Origin of the sequence: Mycolicibacterium elephantis DSM 44368 (assembly GCF_004014805.1) — a bacterium.
GTDB classification, from domain to species: domain Bacteria; phylum Actinomycetota; class Actinomycetes; order Mycobacteriales; family Mycobacteriaceae; genus Mycobacterium; species Mycobacterium elephantis.
Map to the genome: position 1 here is coordinate 113409 of NZ_ATDN01000006.1, position 14332 is coordinate 127740.

Sequence of the window (14332 nt, forward strand, 5' to 3'; positions counted from 1 at the left end):
CTCAGCGATCAAGAACGTCGCGCACAGCCGACTTGATCAGCGACGTGTGCAGCATGATCGCCAGCGCGGCCACCTCGCGGGCGAGGTCGTCACCGCGCTCCCGGGCACCCGCCTTACCGGCCTTGGCCACCGGTCCGGCGATCTGGGCGATCAGATCGGACTGACGGTCGGCCGCCGAGCGGAACGCCCGAAGATGTCGCGGCTCCACCCCGTATTCACCCAGCGCGCGGGCGCACTGGGCGATCACCACCGAATGTTCGTCGAAGAACCCGCCCGGCCCGGTGGTGATCACACCGGCCCTCACCAACGCCGTCAACAGCTCGTCGTCCACACCGGAGCGCGCCAGCAGGTCCTCCCGCGACAGCCGCACCTGGGTCGGGGCCACCGACGCCGTGCTGACGTGCGCGGCCGAGTCGGCCGACTCGGCACCGGCCACCGGCACCAATCGCGGTACGCCGTAAGGCGATCCGCTCTGCGGTGGCAGCTCGCCGTCCGGCTGCGCGTCGAGCTGTGCCTTGATCACCTTCAGCGGCAGGTAGTGGTCGCGTTGGGCGGTCAGGATGAACCGCAGGCGAGCGCAGTCGTAGGCGGTGAACCGCCGATAGCCCGACGCCGTGCGCTCTGGGGTGACCAGTCCTTCGGACTCCAAGAACCGGATCTTGGAGATCGTCACGTCCGGGAAGTCCGGTCGCAGCAGATCGAGGACCGCTCCGATCGACATCCCAGTGAGCGCGGGAGTGTCGGGGGCACCCATCGTTACTCTTCGCGCGAGCGCTCAGCGACCACTAGCCGGCCTGACCGCTGTCGTCGCTCTTCGGACCGGTGAGAAAGACCAACCGGAACTTGCCGATCTGGACCTCGTCACCGTTGGCCAACACGGCGGAATCCACCGGTTCGCGGTTGACGTAGGTGCCGTTGAGGCTGCCGACGTCGACGACCTGGAACTCGCCGCCTTCCATCCGGAACTCGGCATGCCGACGGCTGACCGTCACGTCGTCGAGGAAGATGTCGCTGTCGGGGTGGCGGCCGGCCGACGTCGTCGGCTGATCGAGCAGGAACCGTGAGCCGGCGTTGGGCCCGCGCTTGACGACGAGCAACGCCGAGCCGACCGGCAGGCCCTCGACTCCGGAGACCGCCCCCTCGGCGCCTGCCGCGGCCGGGGCGTCCAGCTCGTTGAGGAAGTCGGCGCGGAATACCGATGTCGTTTCCACGGTGACTTCGTCAGACGTCTGGTCAGACCCAGAGTTCTTGTCCTTATCCGTCACCCGCTGCTCCTCACTGGCTGCTGTGGCGATACAGGGCCGAGCCCCAGCCGTAATGCGTCTGGTCTCGACCGTACCGCGCAGTAGACGTCATTGTGCCCACCACCGCCGGAATCGCCGCTAGGTCGGCGTCCGGTGTCAGAAACCCTAACAACCGTCATTCGGTCACCGTGGCGCGGTAGTCGTCGGCGTCGAGCAACCCGCTGAGCGCCTCCTCCAGCGCCGAGGCGTCCACCTGCAGATCGATCAGCCAGCCCTCGCCGTACGGATCGGAGTTGACCAGCTGCGGATTCCCCTCCAGATCACCGTTGACCGCAACGACTTTCGCGCTGACCGGAGCGTAGAGGTCAGACACCGACTTGGTCGACTCCACCTCACCGAACGATTCTCCCGCCGTCACGTCCGCGCCGACGTCGGGAAGCTGCACGAACACCACGTCACCCAGCGCGGACTGGGCATAGTCGGTGATGCCGACGCGCACGGTGTCGTCCCCGGTGCGCAGCACCCACTCGTGTTCCTCGGTGTACTTCAGGTCGGCTGGGATCTCGCTCACGACGCTCCTATTTCCTGTTTTCTTCCACTGACTGCGCTTGACCTCATTTGACTGGCTGAGCGTATTGGCGGGGTTTCGGTTGCCGCAAGGCGGTCACGTCCACCCGGTCGGCCTGCTGAACCGTCATCGTGCCCCCGACGCGCTCGATGCTGTCCTTTGCCCCGCCGGGAATGTTCATCGCCGCGGCCAACGTCGGCGGATCACCAATCGCCACAACGGTATAGGGCGGACGCAGCGTCACGTTGTCGACGACGAGCGACCCCGGGGCGCCGGCCACCCAGGTGTCCACACCGACCCGCACCGCGGCTTCCCCACCGCGAATCTCCATGGCCTCCGCGCCGGCGTTGCGCAATTCGTTGATGACGTCGAGCAGCGTCTCGGCCGGCAAGCCCGGGGTGGTGTCGGTGATGGTCAGCGTCACACCGGGTCCGGTGGCCGACACCGTGCCGATCATGATGGACAGCGCCGCCAGGCGGGCCTGGGCGTTTTCGATGACGGCCTGGTCGCTGCCGCCGGAGGCCTCGAGTTCGACCAGCGTGCGCTGCAGTTCGGTGACTTCGGTGTTCAACGCCGCCTCGCGTTGCTGCAGCGAATCCAGCAGCACCAGCAGGTCGGCCGGCCGCGCGGTTTCCAGGGAGTCGCCGGACTCGGTCTGGCGCACCTGCGTGACGATCGCGATGCCGAGCAGCACGCACAACAGCACCCCCAACGCGCCGAAGACGAGCTGCGCGCGTCCTCGCCGCCCGGCGCCGGCCCCCAGATCACCCAGGTGCGGTGCCGGCGCGTCGGGCGGTAGCTCGTGTTTGCCGCCGCCCCGCGGCTCGCCGTCGTCGACGCGATCCGGCTCCGACGGGTGCTGGGACGGGTTCTCGGCCATCACTACGCCCCGAACAGCCTGCGTCGCAACGCGGCTGCGTTGCCGAAGATCCGGATTCCCAGCACCACGATGATCGCCGTGGACAGCTGTGTTCCCACCCCGAGTTGGTCGCCGAGGTAGACGATCAGCGCGGCCACCAACACGTTGAACACGAACGACACCACGAACACCTTCGAGTCGAAGATGCGCTCCAGGTAGGCACGCAGCCCGCCGAACACCGCGTCGAGCGCGGCGACCACGGCGATCGGCAGGTACGGCTGGACGAACTCGGGCACATCGGGCTGAAACACCAACCCGAGCACGATGCCGATGACTAGTGCGGCGATTCCGATCATGCGTCTGGCTTCATATTGTTGTTATCGACCAATCTGCTTGGCGAAGTTGACTTCTCGAACCGAACCGGCGGGCAGCGTGACGGTGTCCGATTCGCTCACCTGCACGCCCACACCGTAGGAGATCTCCAGCAGCCGCAGGCGTTGCAACCCCGGGCTGCGCTCGAAGATGTCCTTCAGCGCGTTGGGCGGGCCGATGGCCAGGATGACGTATGGGCTGGCGATCGGTTGATTGTCCACCAGAATGCCGCCGCCGGCCTGCCGGACGGTGACGTTCGGGCCGACCCGCACCCCTCCCACCGACACCGCCTCCGCGCCCGCGGCCCACAGCGAGTTCACCACCAGCTGCAGGTCGCGGTCCAGAATGACCTGCAGGCTGCCGGCCACCCGTTCCTTGGACACGTCGCTGAGGTTCTGCGACACGCCCGGGTCGGTGACGGTGATCGTCAGGCCGGGACCGATCACGGGGGTGGCGGCCGCGGTGAAGTCGGCTTGGTCCAGCTGCCCCAGCAGCCGCTGGCCACGCTCGCCGCCTTCGAGGCGACTGCGCCGCTCGGTGTCGACCTGCGCGGCCAGCGCGTCGCGGCGGGCGGCGAGGTCGGTGGTCGCCGCCTCGGCCGAGCGCACGCTGCCGGCGAGGGCGTGCTGGGTCTCCCGCACGCCGGTGGCGGTGCTGCGCGCCTGGGCCACCGCGGTCGCGAACACGACAGCGATCAGCAGCACACCGCACAACTGCCATGCCCAGTTCTGCCACCGTGGGCGGCGCCGTCCCGCCGCCTCTCCCGCGGCTCTGGCCTCGGCCGCCGCCGCGTAGCCGGGATCGAGGTGCTCGGTCAGCAACGACCGCAGCAGCGACGGCACCGGTATCAGCGTCGGCTTGTCGGCGGCGTGGGCGCTGCGCCCCGCGGTCGGGTCGTATCCGCCGAGCGTCTTGCGGAAGCTCTGCGTCATTGCGGGACCCTCGAGACCTTCGGCATTCTCCGTATCACCAGCGCCACCTGGATCAGGTACAGCACCCCCGACCACAGATACATCGCCAGGCCCCAGATCAGAAACCCCCAGCCGCAGGCCAGAATCACCCGGCTCCACAGCGCGTCCCACTGGCCGAGCAGGATCAGCGGAAGACCCGACATCAACGCGAACGTCGCCGCCTTACCGATGTAGGTCACCGGCAGCGCGGTGAGCCCGCGGCTGCGCAGCAGCGGCAGCGTCGCGGCCAGCACGGCGTCGCGTCCGACCAGGGTCGCCACGATCCACCACGGCAGCGAGCCGTGGATCGCCATGGCCACCGGAACCACCAGCATGTAGATGCGGTCCACGGCGGGGTCGAGATACTCCCCCAGCCGCGACGACTGGTTGTCGACGAGCCGCGCGATCTTGCCGTCCGCCCAGTCGGAGACGCCGCTGACCATCAGGACGGCCACCGCCCACCCGTTGGCCTCGGCGCCCAGCAGCAGCCAGAGAAACACCGGCAGCAACGCCAGGCGCAGCGCGCTGAGCACGTTGGGAACGGTCAACACCCGGTTGCGGGCAGGACCTGTGCTGTCCGGCGGCGAAGGCGCCCGGCCGCGCCCCTCGGTCATGGGCTAAACCTAGCGGAACACCCCGGGCAGGCTCAGCGCGGAGAGCGAGTCGTCGGCGAGCGGATTGTCGTGGACCATGTACGTCCACGTCGACGTCGGCCGCGCCAGTTTCGACAGGTCCACGCCGGGCTCGTCCTCGATCGACGGCGCGGTCTCGAACGTCTGCTGAGCCGCCTCGATCGCGTCGGCCGCCAACGAGGCGAACGCGTCCACCGCCATCCGGTGAAACTCGTCGATCGGGGTCTGGTTGCCCAGCGCGCGCAGGTGGATGCTCTCGCGGATGTCGGACAGATACGCCAGATGATCGGCCCAGCCGCGGTCGAGGTGGTACAGCATGATCAGCCGGCAGATCTTCTCCAGTTTCTCCTCGCCGAGGTCCTCGACCAGCTCGGCGTAGCGTTTCGGGGACCGCTCCTCGAGTTCTTCGCGGGCGATCGCGGTGCGCAGCAACGTATCCCGACGTTCGACGATGATGGCTCGCTGCTGGGCGATCAGCTGGTTGTAGCGCCAGTTGTTGGCGTGGATGTCGAGCATCCGGCCCTCGGCGATGCGCTGGGCGTTGTCCAGCAGCGAGGCGGCTTTGGGGCTGACGATGCGGCCGGTGTCGTCGGTGTCCATCGGCAGCTTGTTGGGGTCGAGGTGGGCGACGACGACGGGGTCCTCCCAGCTGGCGAAGAACACCGACGATCCGGGATCGCCCTGGCGGCCGGCGCGGCCGCGTAGCTGGTTGTCCAACCGCTCGGTGTGGTGCCGCCCGGTGCCGACGACATGCAGCCCGCCGAGTTCGGCCACCTCCTTCTTCTTGGCCGAGTGGTCCTCGGCGTCGGACCCGCCGAGCCGGATGTCGGTGCCGCGACCGGCCATCTGGGTGGACACCGTCACGCTGCCGAGCTTGCCCGCCTCGGCGATGACCGCGGCCTCCTCGGCGTCGTTCTTCGCGTTGAGCACGACGGCGGCGACCCCGGCCTTGACCAGGCGTCGATGCAGATCCTCGGATTCGGCGACGTCGTGGGTGCCGACCAGCACGGGTCGGCCCGTCTGGTGCACCTCCTTGATGTGCTCGACGATGGCGTCGTTCTTGGCGGCCACCGTCGCATAGACCCGGTCGGGCTCGTCCTCGCGGATGTTGGGGGTGTTCGGCGCGATCGGCGAGACCCCGAGTTTGTAGAACTGGCGCAGCTGTTCGCCCGCGGCCAGGGCGGTGCCGGTCATTCCGCACACCCGCGGATACCGGTTGATCAGCGCCTGCACGGTGATGGTGTCGAGCACCTCGCCCGTTTCGGTCGTCTCGATGCCCTCCTTGGCCTCCACGGCGGCCTGCAGGCCGTCCGGCCACCGCTGCAGCTGGGCGATGCGGCCGCGGGAGGCGTTGATCAGGTGCACCGCGTCGTCGCGGACGATGTAGTGCACGTCGCGCTGCAGCAGCACGTGGGCGTGCAGCGCCACGTTGATCTCGGTGAGCGTGGTGGCGACGTGCTCCTCGGAGTACAGGTCGATCCCGCCGAGCCTGGATTCGAGGCGCCGCGCACCCTCCTCGGTGAGGTGCACGTTGCGGTTGTCTTCGTCGGTGTCGTAGTCGACGCCCGCGGTGAGTTCGCCGACCATCTTGATGATCTCGACTTTCGGCGTCTCCCGGTGGGTGGTGCCGGCCAGCACCAGCGGCACCAGCGCCTCGTCGACGAGCACGGAGTCGGCCTCGTCGATGAGCGCCACATCGGGGTTCGGCGACACCAGGTCCTCGACGTCGGTGACGAGCTGGTCGCGCAGCACGTCGAAGCCGATCTCGTTGACCGAGGCGTAGGTGACGTCGCAGCGGTAGGCCGCGCGGCGCTCCTCTGCGGTGGACTTCTCGGTGATCCACCCGACCGTCAGCCCGAGCGCCTCCAGCAGCGGACCCATCCATTCGGCGTCACGGCGCGCCAGGTAGTCGTTGATCGTGATGACGTGCACGTGCCGGCCTGCGAGCGCATAACCGGCAGCGGCGATGGCCCCGGACAGCGTCTTGCCCTCACCGGTGGCCATCTCGACCACATCGCCTGCCAGCATCCGCAGCGCGCCGAGCAGCTGGACATCGAACGGGCGCAGCGACGTGGTGCGTTCGGCGGCCTCGCGGGCGATGGCCAGAAACTGGGGGATGTCGGTCGAGTCGGCCAGGTCCTCGAGGTTCAGCAGCTTTGCGGCCTTGCGCAGTTGCTCGTCGTCGAGCGCGGCGGCCCGATCGTCGAACTCGGTCGACTTGCGCACGTGCGCCATCGACTGCGCCTGGTCTCGCTCGGTGCTCGCGCCGAGCAGTTTCCAGAACCGATTGCTGATACGACCTGGGGTGCGCATCTTGGTCTTCGCCACACAAATACGGTACGCGTCCCGGTTTTCCGGGTGTGCCCGCGCTCGCCGGGGTTCGAGGGCTCAGGCCAGGTTCGAGCGGCGCGGATAGGCCACCGTCGGATCGGTCAGCACATTGACCACCGCGGGCGTCCCGGCCGCGAACGCGCGCTGCAGCGCCGGCCGCAGCTCGGCGGGCTTCGACACCAGCTCGCCGTGCCCGCCCAGCGCGGCGACCACCTGGTCGTAGCGGGTGCCCGGGCGCAGATCGGCCACCACCGAATATCCGTAGAGCATCTCCATCGGATGCTTCTCCAGCGCCCAGATGCCGTTGTTGCCGATCACCGACACCACCTGCACACCGTGGCGGACCAGCGTGTCCCATTCCATGCCGGAGAACCCGAACGCACCGTCGCCCTGCAGCAACACCACCTGCCGGTCCGGACGCGCCAGCTTGGCCGCCAGCGCATAGCCCGGCCCGGAGCCCAGGCAGCCGAACGGCCCGCTGTCCAGCCAGGCCCCTGGCACGTAGCTGTCGATGACGCGGCCCGCGTACGAACCGAAGTCGCCCGCGTCGATGACCACGATGGCGTCGCGATCCAGCAGCGCCTTGAGTTCGGCGTACACCCGCATCGGATGAAGCGGTGCGCGGTCGTCGCCGAGCTCGGCCGCCTCGGACTGCCGCGCCGCGTTCTCCACCGCGCGCAGCCCGTCGAGCCACTCCGCGTGATCGCCCGGTGTCGCCGCCGACAGCGCGGCCAGTATCTTGCCCAGGTCGCCGTACAACCCGGCCGCCACCTCCCGCGGATGCGGCCGCTCCGGCGCGACGCGGTCGGCGGCGACGAGTCGGGTCTGGGCGCCGAACACCCCGCCGAATCCGAGCCGGAAGTCCAGCGGCACCCCGATCACCAGCGCGATGTCGGCCTCCCCCAGCGCTTTTGACCGAGCCCTGGAGAACGCCAGCTCGTGGTCGGCGGGCACGGTGCCACGGGCCATGCCGTTCATCAGCACCGGGATCCGCAGCGTCTCAGCCAGTTTCAGCAGCGCGGCTTCGGCATGTCCCCACCAGACGTTGGTGCCCGCCATGATGACGGGCCGCTGCGCCTCGGACAGCAGCCTCACCGCGGCGTCGACGGCGGCGTCGTCCGGGTCCGCGGCCGCGGGCAACTCGGTCAGCGCGCCCGGTGCGCCGTCGTCGGGGGCCTCGCTGAACACGTGGTCCATCGGGAAGTCGACGAACGCCACCCCCGAAGGTGCACCGACCGAGGCGCGCAACGCCTCGTCGATGAGCGGCCCGACATCTGCCGGCGACTGTGCGGTCGCCGCGAACCGGGCCAACGGCGCCACGAACGGGACGTGGTCGATCTCCTGCAGCGAGCCCTGGCCCCACCGCAGCGCCGGTGCCCGCCCGCCCAGCACCACCAGCGGTGACTGGTTCTGCTGTGCGGCGGCCATCGCGCTCATGCCGTTGGTGACGCCGGGCCCGGCCGTCAGCGCGGCGACGCCGGGCACGCGGGTGACCTTGGACCAGCCTTCGGCGGCGAACGCCGCGGTCTGCTCGTGGCGGGTGTCGATCAACCGGATGTTCTCGGCGCGGCAGCCGTCGTAGATCGAGAACAGGTGACCACCGGAGAGCGTGAAGATCGTGTCGATACCGCTGGCCCGCAGCCGCCGGGCGATCAGGTGGCCGGCGTTCACCGAGGAGGAAGCCGCAGCGTCGGTACTCATACCGGGAGCTTAATCACCGCGCGCCCGGCGTCCGGCCCGGCCGATCAGCGACGCTTGGGGGTTTCTGAAGCGCCGGCGGTGATTCGGAGAGGTACCTTGCCGGAATGGAAAGTTTCGTCCCAACGCTGGACTGGGGCCACGAACTCTGGACGTCGCTGATCTGGGTCGCGCGGGCCTGGGTGATCGCGGCGATCGCCACGCTGGTCATGCTGGTGCTGATCGCGCGGTTCACCACGTGGGGCCGCCAGTTCTGGCGGATCACCGGCGGCTACTTCAAGGGCCCGGAGAGCGTCAAGGTCTGGCTCTGGCTGGGGGCGCTGCTCTTGTCGGTGATCGTCGGCGTGCGGCTGTCCGTGCTGTTCACCTTCCAGGGCAGCGACATGATGACCAGCTTCCAGGTCGTGGCGGCGGGACTGGGCAGCGGCGATGCAGACGTCAGGCAGTCCGGCGAGGCCGGCTTCTGGATGTCGATGCTGGTCTTTGCGCTGCTGGCCGTCCTGCACGTCGCGCGCATCATGCTCGACCTGTTCATGACGCAGCGGTTCATGCTGGCGTGGCGGGTGTGGCTCACCGACCGCCTCACCGGTGACTGGCTCGACGACAAGGCCTACTACCGCGGTCGGTTCATCGACGAGACGATCGACAACCCGGATCAGCGTATCCAGCAGGACATCGACATCTTCACCGCCGGCGTGGGCGGGCTGCCGAACACCCCGAACAACACGTCGGCCGCCACCCTGCTGTTCGGCGCGGTCAACGCCGTCGCGTCGATGATTTCGTTCACCGCGATCCTGTGGCACCTGTCCGGCACGCTCACGCTGCCGGTGGTCGGGATCGCCCTGCCCAAGGCGATGTTCTGGATCCTGCTGGCCTACGTGCTGCTGGCGTCGATCTTCGCGTTCTGGATCGGGCGGCCCATCATCTGGCTGTCCTTCCGCAACGAGAAGTACAACGCCGCCTTCCGGTACGCGCTGGTGCGGTTGCGCGACGCGTCGGAGGCGGTGGCCTTCTACCGCGGCGAACTCGCCGAGCGCGCGGGGCTGCGCCGCCTCTTCGAGCCCGTGGTGTCGAACTACAAGCGCTATATCAACCGGATGATGGGCTTCTACGGGTGGAACCTGTCGATGGACCAGATCATCGTGGTGCCGCCGTATCTGCTGCAGTTTCCGCGGTTTCTTTCGGGCGAGATCACGCTCGGCGCGATGACACAGACCGCGGCGGCGTTCGGCAACATCGAGCAGGGCCTGTCGTTCTTCCGCAACGCCTACGACCAGTTCGCCGGGTACCGGGCGGCGATCATCCGCTTGCACGGTCTGGTGCTCGCCAACGACGAGGGCCGGGCGCTGCCGGAGCTGACCACCAATCCCTGCGTCGACGGCACCGTGGAACTCACCGACGTCGAGGTCCGCACGCCCGACGGCAAGCAACTGATCAAACCGCTCGACATGCGGCTGGAAGTCGGTGACACCCTGGTGATCACGGGCCCGTCCGGCAGCGGCAAGACCACGCTGCTGCGCAGCCTGGCGCAGCTGTGGCCGTTCACGTCGGGGGCGTTGACGCGGCCGTGCGGACCCAACGAGACCATGTTCCTCTCGCAGCTTCCCTACGTGCCGCTCGGTGACCTGCGTACGGTGGTCAGCTATCCGAACGAGGTCGGCACCATCGACGACGACACGTTGCGCGACACGCTCACCAAGGTGGCGTTGTCGCACCTCACCGGCCGCCTCGACGAGGTGGAGGACTGGGCCAAGGTGCTCTCACCCGGGGAACAGCAGCGGATCGCGTTCGCCCGCATCCTGCTGACGAAACCCAAAGCGGTGTTCCTCGACGAGTCCACGTCCGCGCTCGACGAGGGTTTGGAGTTCCTGCTCTACGATCTGGTGCGCACCGAGCTGCCGGACACCATCATGGTCAGCGTCAGCCACCGCAGCACCGTGGAACAGCACCACACCCGCGAACTCGAACTGCTCGGCGACGGCGAGTGGCGGCTGGGCCGCGTTCAGGGCGACGAGCCGGCTCGCGTCTAGGCGCGAGCGGCGCTCCTGCCCGCGCGCCTGGCTGCGTGTCCGCCCGCCCGCCGCCCGAAGAACGACCCCTCGCCCAGCTGGGTTCCGCTGGCGTAGCCTTTGCCGTCCTGGGCGATGTTGGATGCGCATGCGCCCGCCGCGTACAGCCCGGGCACCGGTGTGCCGTCCTCGCGCAGCACCTCGCCGTCGACCGACACGTCCAGCCCACCCATGGTGAACCCGGAGTACATCGCGACCCCCAGCGACAGGTCGAACGCCGCCCAGGGCCCGTTGTCTTGGGCCGCAAGGTATTCCGGCTGCTTATGAAAGTCCGGGTCCTCCCCGCGGGCAGCGTGGGCGTTGTACCGCTCGAGGGTGTCAGCCAAGTTGCCCTGCGGAATGCCAAGCGCCTCTTCCATTTCCGCGACGGTCTCCCAGCCGTCGATGAACTTGATCAACGGCATCTCGGGCATCTGCATGTGCGCCTCGTCCACGATCAGATAGGCCCTCTGCTCGGGCTGCTCGAGCACGAACGCCGAGGTGCGCGAATGGTAGGAGTCCTCGGGGACGAACCGCTTGCCGTCCTTGTTGACGATCACACCGGTGAGCAGAATCTCCGGTGGATAGGCGGCCGCGGTGATGAACAGCCCGTCAAGGTTTTTGGCGACACCGCCCGCCGACACCCCCAGCCGGATCCCGAGCCCGTCGTCGTTGGGGTTGCCGAGAATGTAGGGCTCCACCTCACCGTGGTGCTTGGTGCGACGCTTGGTCCCGAGCGCGGGCGTGTGCTGGGCCACCATCTCCGGGTTCATCGCGAACCCGCCCGCGGCGATGACGACGGCCTTGGCCTTGGCCGCGCCGGTCTCGCCGAAGTGCTTCCAGCGCACACCCACCACGGCTCCGTCGTCGACGACGAGGTTGGTCGCTCCGGTCTCGTAGCGGATCTGCACGCCGAGTTCGGTGGCGCGCTTGAGCAGCAGGTCGGTGACCATCGCGGCGCCGCCGAGTTCACCGGGCACCGGCACCGAGTGCCCCCGCGGGGCGGGGCGGGCCTTCTCGTGAAACGGCCACACCTTCTCGTTGCCGGTATAGGACAGCCCCTCGGTGCCCGGCGGCACCACCACCTTGCCCGGGTAGTAGCTGCGCTCGAACTGAAAGCCAAGGGACTCAAGCCAATCGAAGTGCTCGACGCTGCCGTCGCAATAGGCGCGGATCTTCTCGTGGTCGGGATCCGGCGACACCGCGACGAGGTACTTGTACATCTCCTCAGGGCTGTCGTCGTGACCGGTGGCCTTCTGCACGGCGGTACCGCCGCCGAGATAGAAGTGCCCGCCGGCCATCGCGGTGGTGCCGCCGACCGCGGCGGCCTTCTCCAGCACCAGCACCGAGGCCCCCTCGGCCGCCGCGCTGACCGCCGCGCAGCCGCCGGCGATGCCGAACCCGACGACGAGGACGTCGACCTCGTCGGACCACTCGGTCACATCGGCCGCGTCGACGGTGTCGGGAATGTCCAGTCCGCTCACTGCTGCTCCTGTTTCACGTAGTCGAAGAAGGCCCTGATCTCGTCGGGCAGATAGGCGATCTCGAGGTAGGGCACGCCGGCGTCGGCGGCCGACACATAGGCGAACCGCCGGCATAGCTGAGCGAGATCGAGGCGACGAAATCCGCAGGCCGGCCACGGAATGTGCAGGCGTCGGGCCCGAAGCGCACCTCGGGCATGCGGATCCACTTCTTGGCGCCCAGCAGCGTGGTCAGGGCTGCCTCGGTGGCGTCGAGGTCCCGCGTAACCCAAGCAATCTGGACAGGTGTCTGGGCAAGCATCGCGTCGAGGATATCCTCGCGCCGCCCCGATGGCTAGAACGCGTTCTAGTTCAGCCTTCGCCGAGGTAGGCCGCGAGACAGCGATCGGCCATCTCCCGCGCGGCCACCGGGTCTTCGCCGCCGGCCACGTTCGCTGCGCACCACCGCTCGCTGGACAGCGCCAGAAAGCGCCGGCCGTCGTCGGTGCCCAGCCACTGCTGTCCGGCGGCGGGGTCGACCGACTTCCCGGTGCGCAGATGGATCGCCAGGCCGAGCACCATGGAATCCCAGCCCATCCCGACGGCACCGGGTCCGTACATGCGGGCGAGGTCGTCGTCGACGTGGGCGATGTGCTCGATCACCAGTCGCGCCCGGCCCCGCCCTACGCTGCTGACGCTGACATCGATCCAGCTGGTGCCGCCGCCGTACTCCCAGGTGGCGGTGAAGTTCTTCGGCGGGTCGCACGTCAGGATCGTGCCGCCGGCCTGCCCCTCCAGCTGATAGGAGCCACCGAGCCGCAAGTCGCCGGAAATCGGCATCAGCCAGCGCGGGATGCGTTCGATGTTGGTGACGGCATCCCAGAGATCTTCGGCGTCGGTGTCGTAGGACTGGCTGATGGTGGCGACGTGCGCCTGCCCGGTCTCGATGGTTCGGGTACCGAATTTCCGCTGCACCGCGTTGATTTGGTACTCGACGTCTACGTCGATCATGTCGCCTTCCTTCGCCGTTGTCGTTTGCCGCGCGCGATCTCGGTCGCCAACGCATCCAGCCGCGGTGTCCAGAACCGGCGGAACCCGTCCAGCCATTCGTCGACCTCGCGCAAGCCCGCCCCGTCAACGGCATACAGCCGCCGCTGACCGTCCGCCCGCACTGTCGTGAACCCGTTGTCGCGCAGGACTTTCAGATGCTGCGACACCGCGGGCTGAGTGATCGCGAACTCGTTTTGGATCGCCGATCCGATGGCGCCGGCCGACATCTCGCCGTCGGCAAGCAACTCGAGGATGCGACGGCGCACCGGGTCGCCCAGGACGTCGAACGCGTGCACACCTTCAAGATAAAGCAGTGACTTATATAAGTCAATGCTTAATCATGCTGGGGAGGGTTACGGCGTCGCGACGTTCGCCGATGCGGCCGAGATGACGTCCTCGCGGGCCTGCTGGCTGGTCACATGCCACGACACCGCTGCGGGGAACTGCCCCCAGGTGCTGTGGAACATCCCGATGATCGCGGCGCGCCCGTCCGGGGTGATCACGTAGACGGGCCCCCCGGAGTCGCCCTTCTGGCTGACGACGCCGTTGGACATGGTGAACCACCCGTTGTTGACCGACTCGACGGTGCCGCAGCTTTCCCCGGTGACGACGCCGAAGTGGCAGACCGCCAGCCCGGGGGTGGGCACGACGGCGGGATCCGAGACCAGCACCCGGCCGCCGGGCAGCACGTTGTTGACCACCGCGTCGGGGGCCAGCCCGATGATCTGCCAGTCGGTGATCGGATGGTTGCTGTCCACGGTGGCGCCGTCGGGCGTGTTGTCGCGGAACTGCACCTGGGTGCCGACGAACGCACCGCTGCGGTCGCTGACCTGGCCGCTACCGCGGCAGTGTCCGGCGGTGAACGCCACACGCGCCGCCAGGTCGACGAAGCCCAGCGTGCAGACGTTGTTGTCCTGGCGGATCTCCATACCCGGGTAGACCTGCACTCCGGGCTGGGCGTCCACGGGTCCTGCTGGAACTGCGAGCGCGACGATCGGGGCGGCCAACGCTGCCATCGCGCGAAACCATCGTCGGGGCACTTCCGCACCGATCCTCTCGAGTAACAGGGTGACAACGGTACCGCCGTCATGCGGTCTCCTGTACCCGAGCGAGGAAACTC

Annotated in this window: 14 protein-coding genes and 1 pseudogene; 1 reads left to right on the top strand and 14 read right to left on the bottom strand. The window is 68.4% G+C overall.

All coding sequences use genetic code 11. The features are described from left to right. Position 1: 1 nt before the first annotated feature. From ftsR to MELE44368_RS06305, 9 genes are all read right to left on the bottom strand, one after another. Positions 2 to 754 carry a transcriptional regulator FtsR gene (gene ftsR / locus MELE44368_RS06265; RefSeq protein ID WP_128107711.1) on the bottom strand — a complete coding sequence of 251 codons (753 nt, stop codon included), beginning with the start codon at positions 752 to 754 and terminating at the stop codon, positions 2 to 4. 31 nt (positions 755 to 785) lie between these two features. Further along, positions 786 to 1265, bottom strand: coding sequence for a glycogen accumulation regulator GarA (gene garA, locus MELE44368_RS06270; protein ID WP_128107712.1), 480 nt, complete (start codon positions 1263 to 1265; stop codon positions 786 to 788). A gap of 154 nt (positions 1266 to 1419) precedes the next feature. Further along, complete coding sequence (gene gcvH, locus MELE44368_RS06275) at positions 1420 to 1815, bottom strand: glycine cleavage system protein GcvH (protein WP_128107713.1); 396 nt, start codon at positions 1813 to 1815, stop codon at positions 1420 to 1422. A gap of 43 nt (positions 1816 to 1858) precedes the next feature. Then, positions 1859 to 2692 carry a DUF881 domain-containing protein gene (locus tag MELE44368_RS06280; RefSeq protein ID WP_128107714.1) on the bottom strand — a complete coding sequence of 278 codons (834 nt, stop codon included), beginning with the start codon at positions 2690 to 2692 and terminating at the stop codon, positions 1859 to 1861. Between the two features lie 2 nt (positions 2693 to 2694). Continuing rightward, positions 2695 to 3027: a small basic family protein gene (locus MELE44368_RS06285; protein WP_046752235.1), complete on the bottom strand. Its 333-nt coding sequence runs from the start codon at positions 3025 to 3027 to the stop codon at positions 2695 to 2697. A gap of 21 nt (positions 3028 to 3048) precedes the next feature. Continuing rightward, positions 3049 to 3975: a DUF881 domain-containing protein gene (locus tag MELE44368_RS06290; protein WP_128107715.1), complete on the bottom strand. Its 927-nt coding sequence runs from the start codon at positions 3973 to 3975 to the stop codon at positions 3049 to 3051. Next, positions 3972 to 4607 (bottom strand): CDP-alcohol phosphatidyltransferase family protein, encoded by a 636-nt coding sequence (locus tag MELE44368_RS06295; protein WP_128107716.1) that lies wholly within the window; start codon positions 4605 to 4607, stop codon positions 3972 to 3974. The genes MELE44368_RS06290 and MELE44368_RS06295 overlap by 4 nt, the downstream gene beginning before the upstream one ends. 9 nt (positions 4608 to 4616) lie before the next feature. Further along, a complete protein-coding gene (gene secA2 / locus MELE44368_RS06300) occupies positions 4617 to 6938 on the bottom strand; it encodes an accessory Sec system translocase SecA2 (protein WP_128107749.1) in 2322 nt (773 codons plus the stop codon). A gap of 75 nt (positions 6939 to 7013) precedes the next feature. Then, positions 7014 to 8657, bottom strand: a complete 1644-nt coding sequence (locus MELE44368_RS06305; protein WP_128107717.1) for an acetolactate synthase — start codon at positions 8655 to 8657, stop codon at positions 7014 to 7016. Positions 8658 to 8761: 104 nt separating this feature from the next. Here MELE44368_RS06305 and MELE44368_RS06310 point away from each other — a divergent pair, with 104 nt between their 5' ends. Further along, on the top strand, positions 8762 to 10684 hold the full coding sequence (locus MELE44368_RS06310; RefSeq protein ID WP_128107718.1) for an ABC transporter ATP-binding protein/permease: 1923 nt from the start codon (positions 8762 to 8764) through the stop codon (positions 10682 to 10684). On the opposite strand, the gene MELE44368_RS06315 is transcribed toward MELE44368_RS06310, so the two are convergent. The 5 genes and pseudogenes from MELE44368_RS06315 to MELE44368_RS06330 form a co-directional block, all read right to left on the bottom strand. After that, positions 10681 to 12186, bottom strand: a complete 1506-nt coding sequence (locus MELE44368_RS06315; RefSeq protein WP_206613703.1) for an FAD-binding protein — start codon at positions 12184 to 12186, stop codon at positions 10681 to 10683. The genes MELE44368_RS06310 and MELE44368_RS06315 overlap by 4 nt on opposite strands. After that, positions 12183 to 12484: pseudogene (locus MELE44368_RS26865) on the bottom strand (hypothetical protein). Before MELE44368_RS26865 ends, MELE44368_RS06315 begins: the two are co-directional and overlap by 4 nt. A 50-nt stretch (positions 12485 to 12534) precedes the next feature. Further along, the gene (locus MELE44368_RS06320; protein WP_128107720.1) at positions 12535 to 13173 is read right to left on the bottom strand and encodes an SRPBCC family protein; all 639 of its coding nucleotides are present in this window, start codon (positions 13171 to 13173) and stop codon (positions 12535 to 12537) included. Then, entirely contained in the window at positions 13170 to 13508 is a 339-nt protein-coding gene (locus MELE44368_RS06325; RefSeq protein ID WP_128107721.1) for an ArsR/SmtB family transcription factor, read from the bottom strand. The genes MELE44368_RS06320 and MELE44368_RS06325 overlap by 4 nt, the downstream gene beginning before the upstream one ends. A 57-nt stretch (positions 13509 to 13565) precedes the next feature. Next, positions 13566 to 14228 carry an Rv1815 family serine proteinase gene (locus tag MELE44368_RS06330; protein WP_128107722.1) on the bottom strand — a complete coding sequence of 221 codons (663 nt, stop codon included), beginning with the start codon at positions 14226 to 14228 and terminating at the stop codon, positions 13566 to 13568. Positions 14229 to 14332 lie beyond the last annotated feature (104 nt).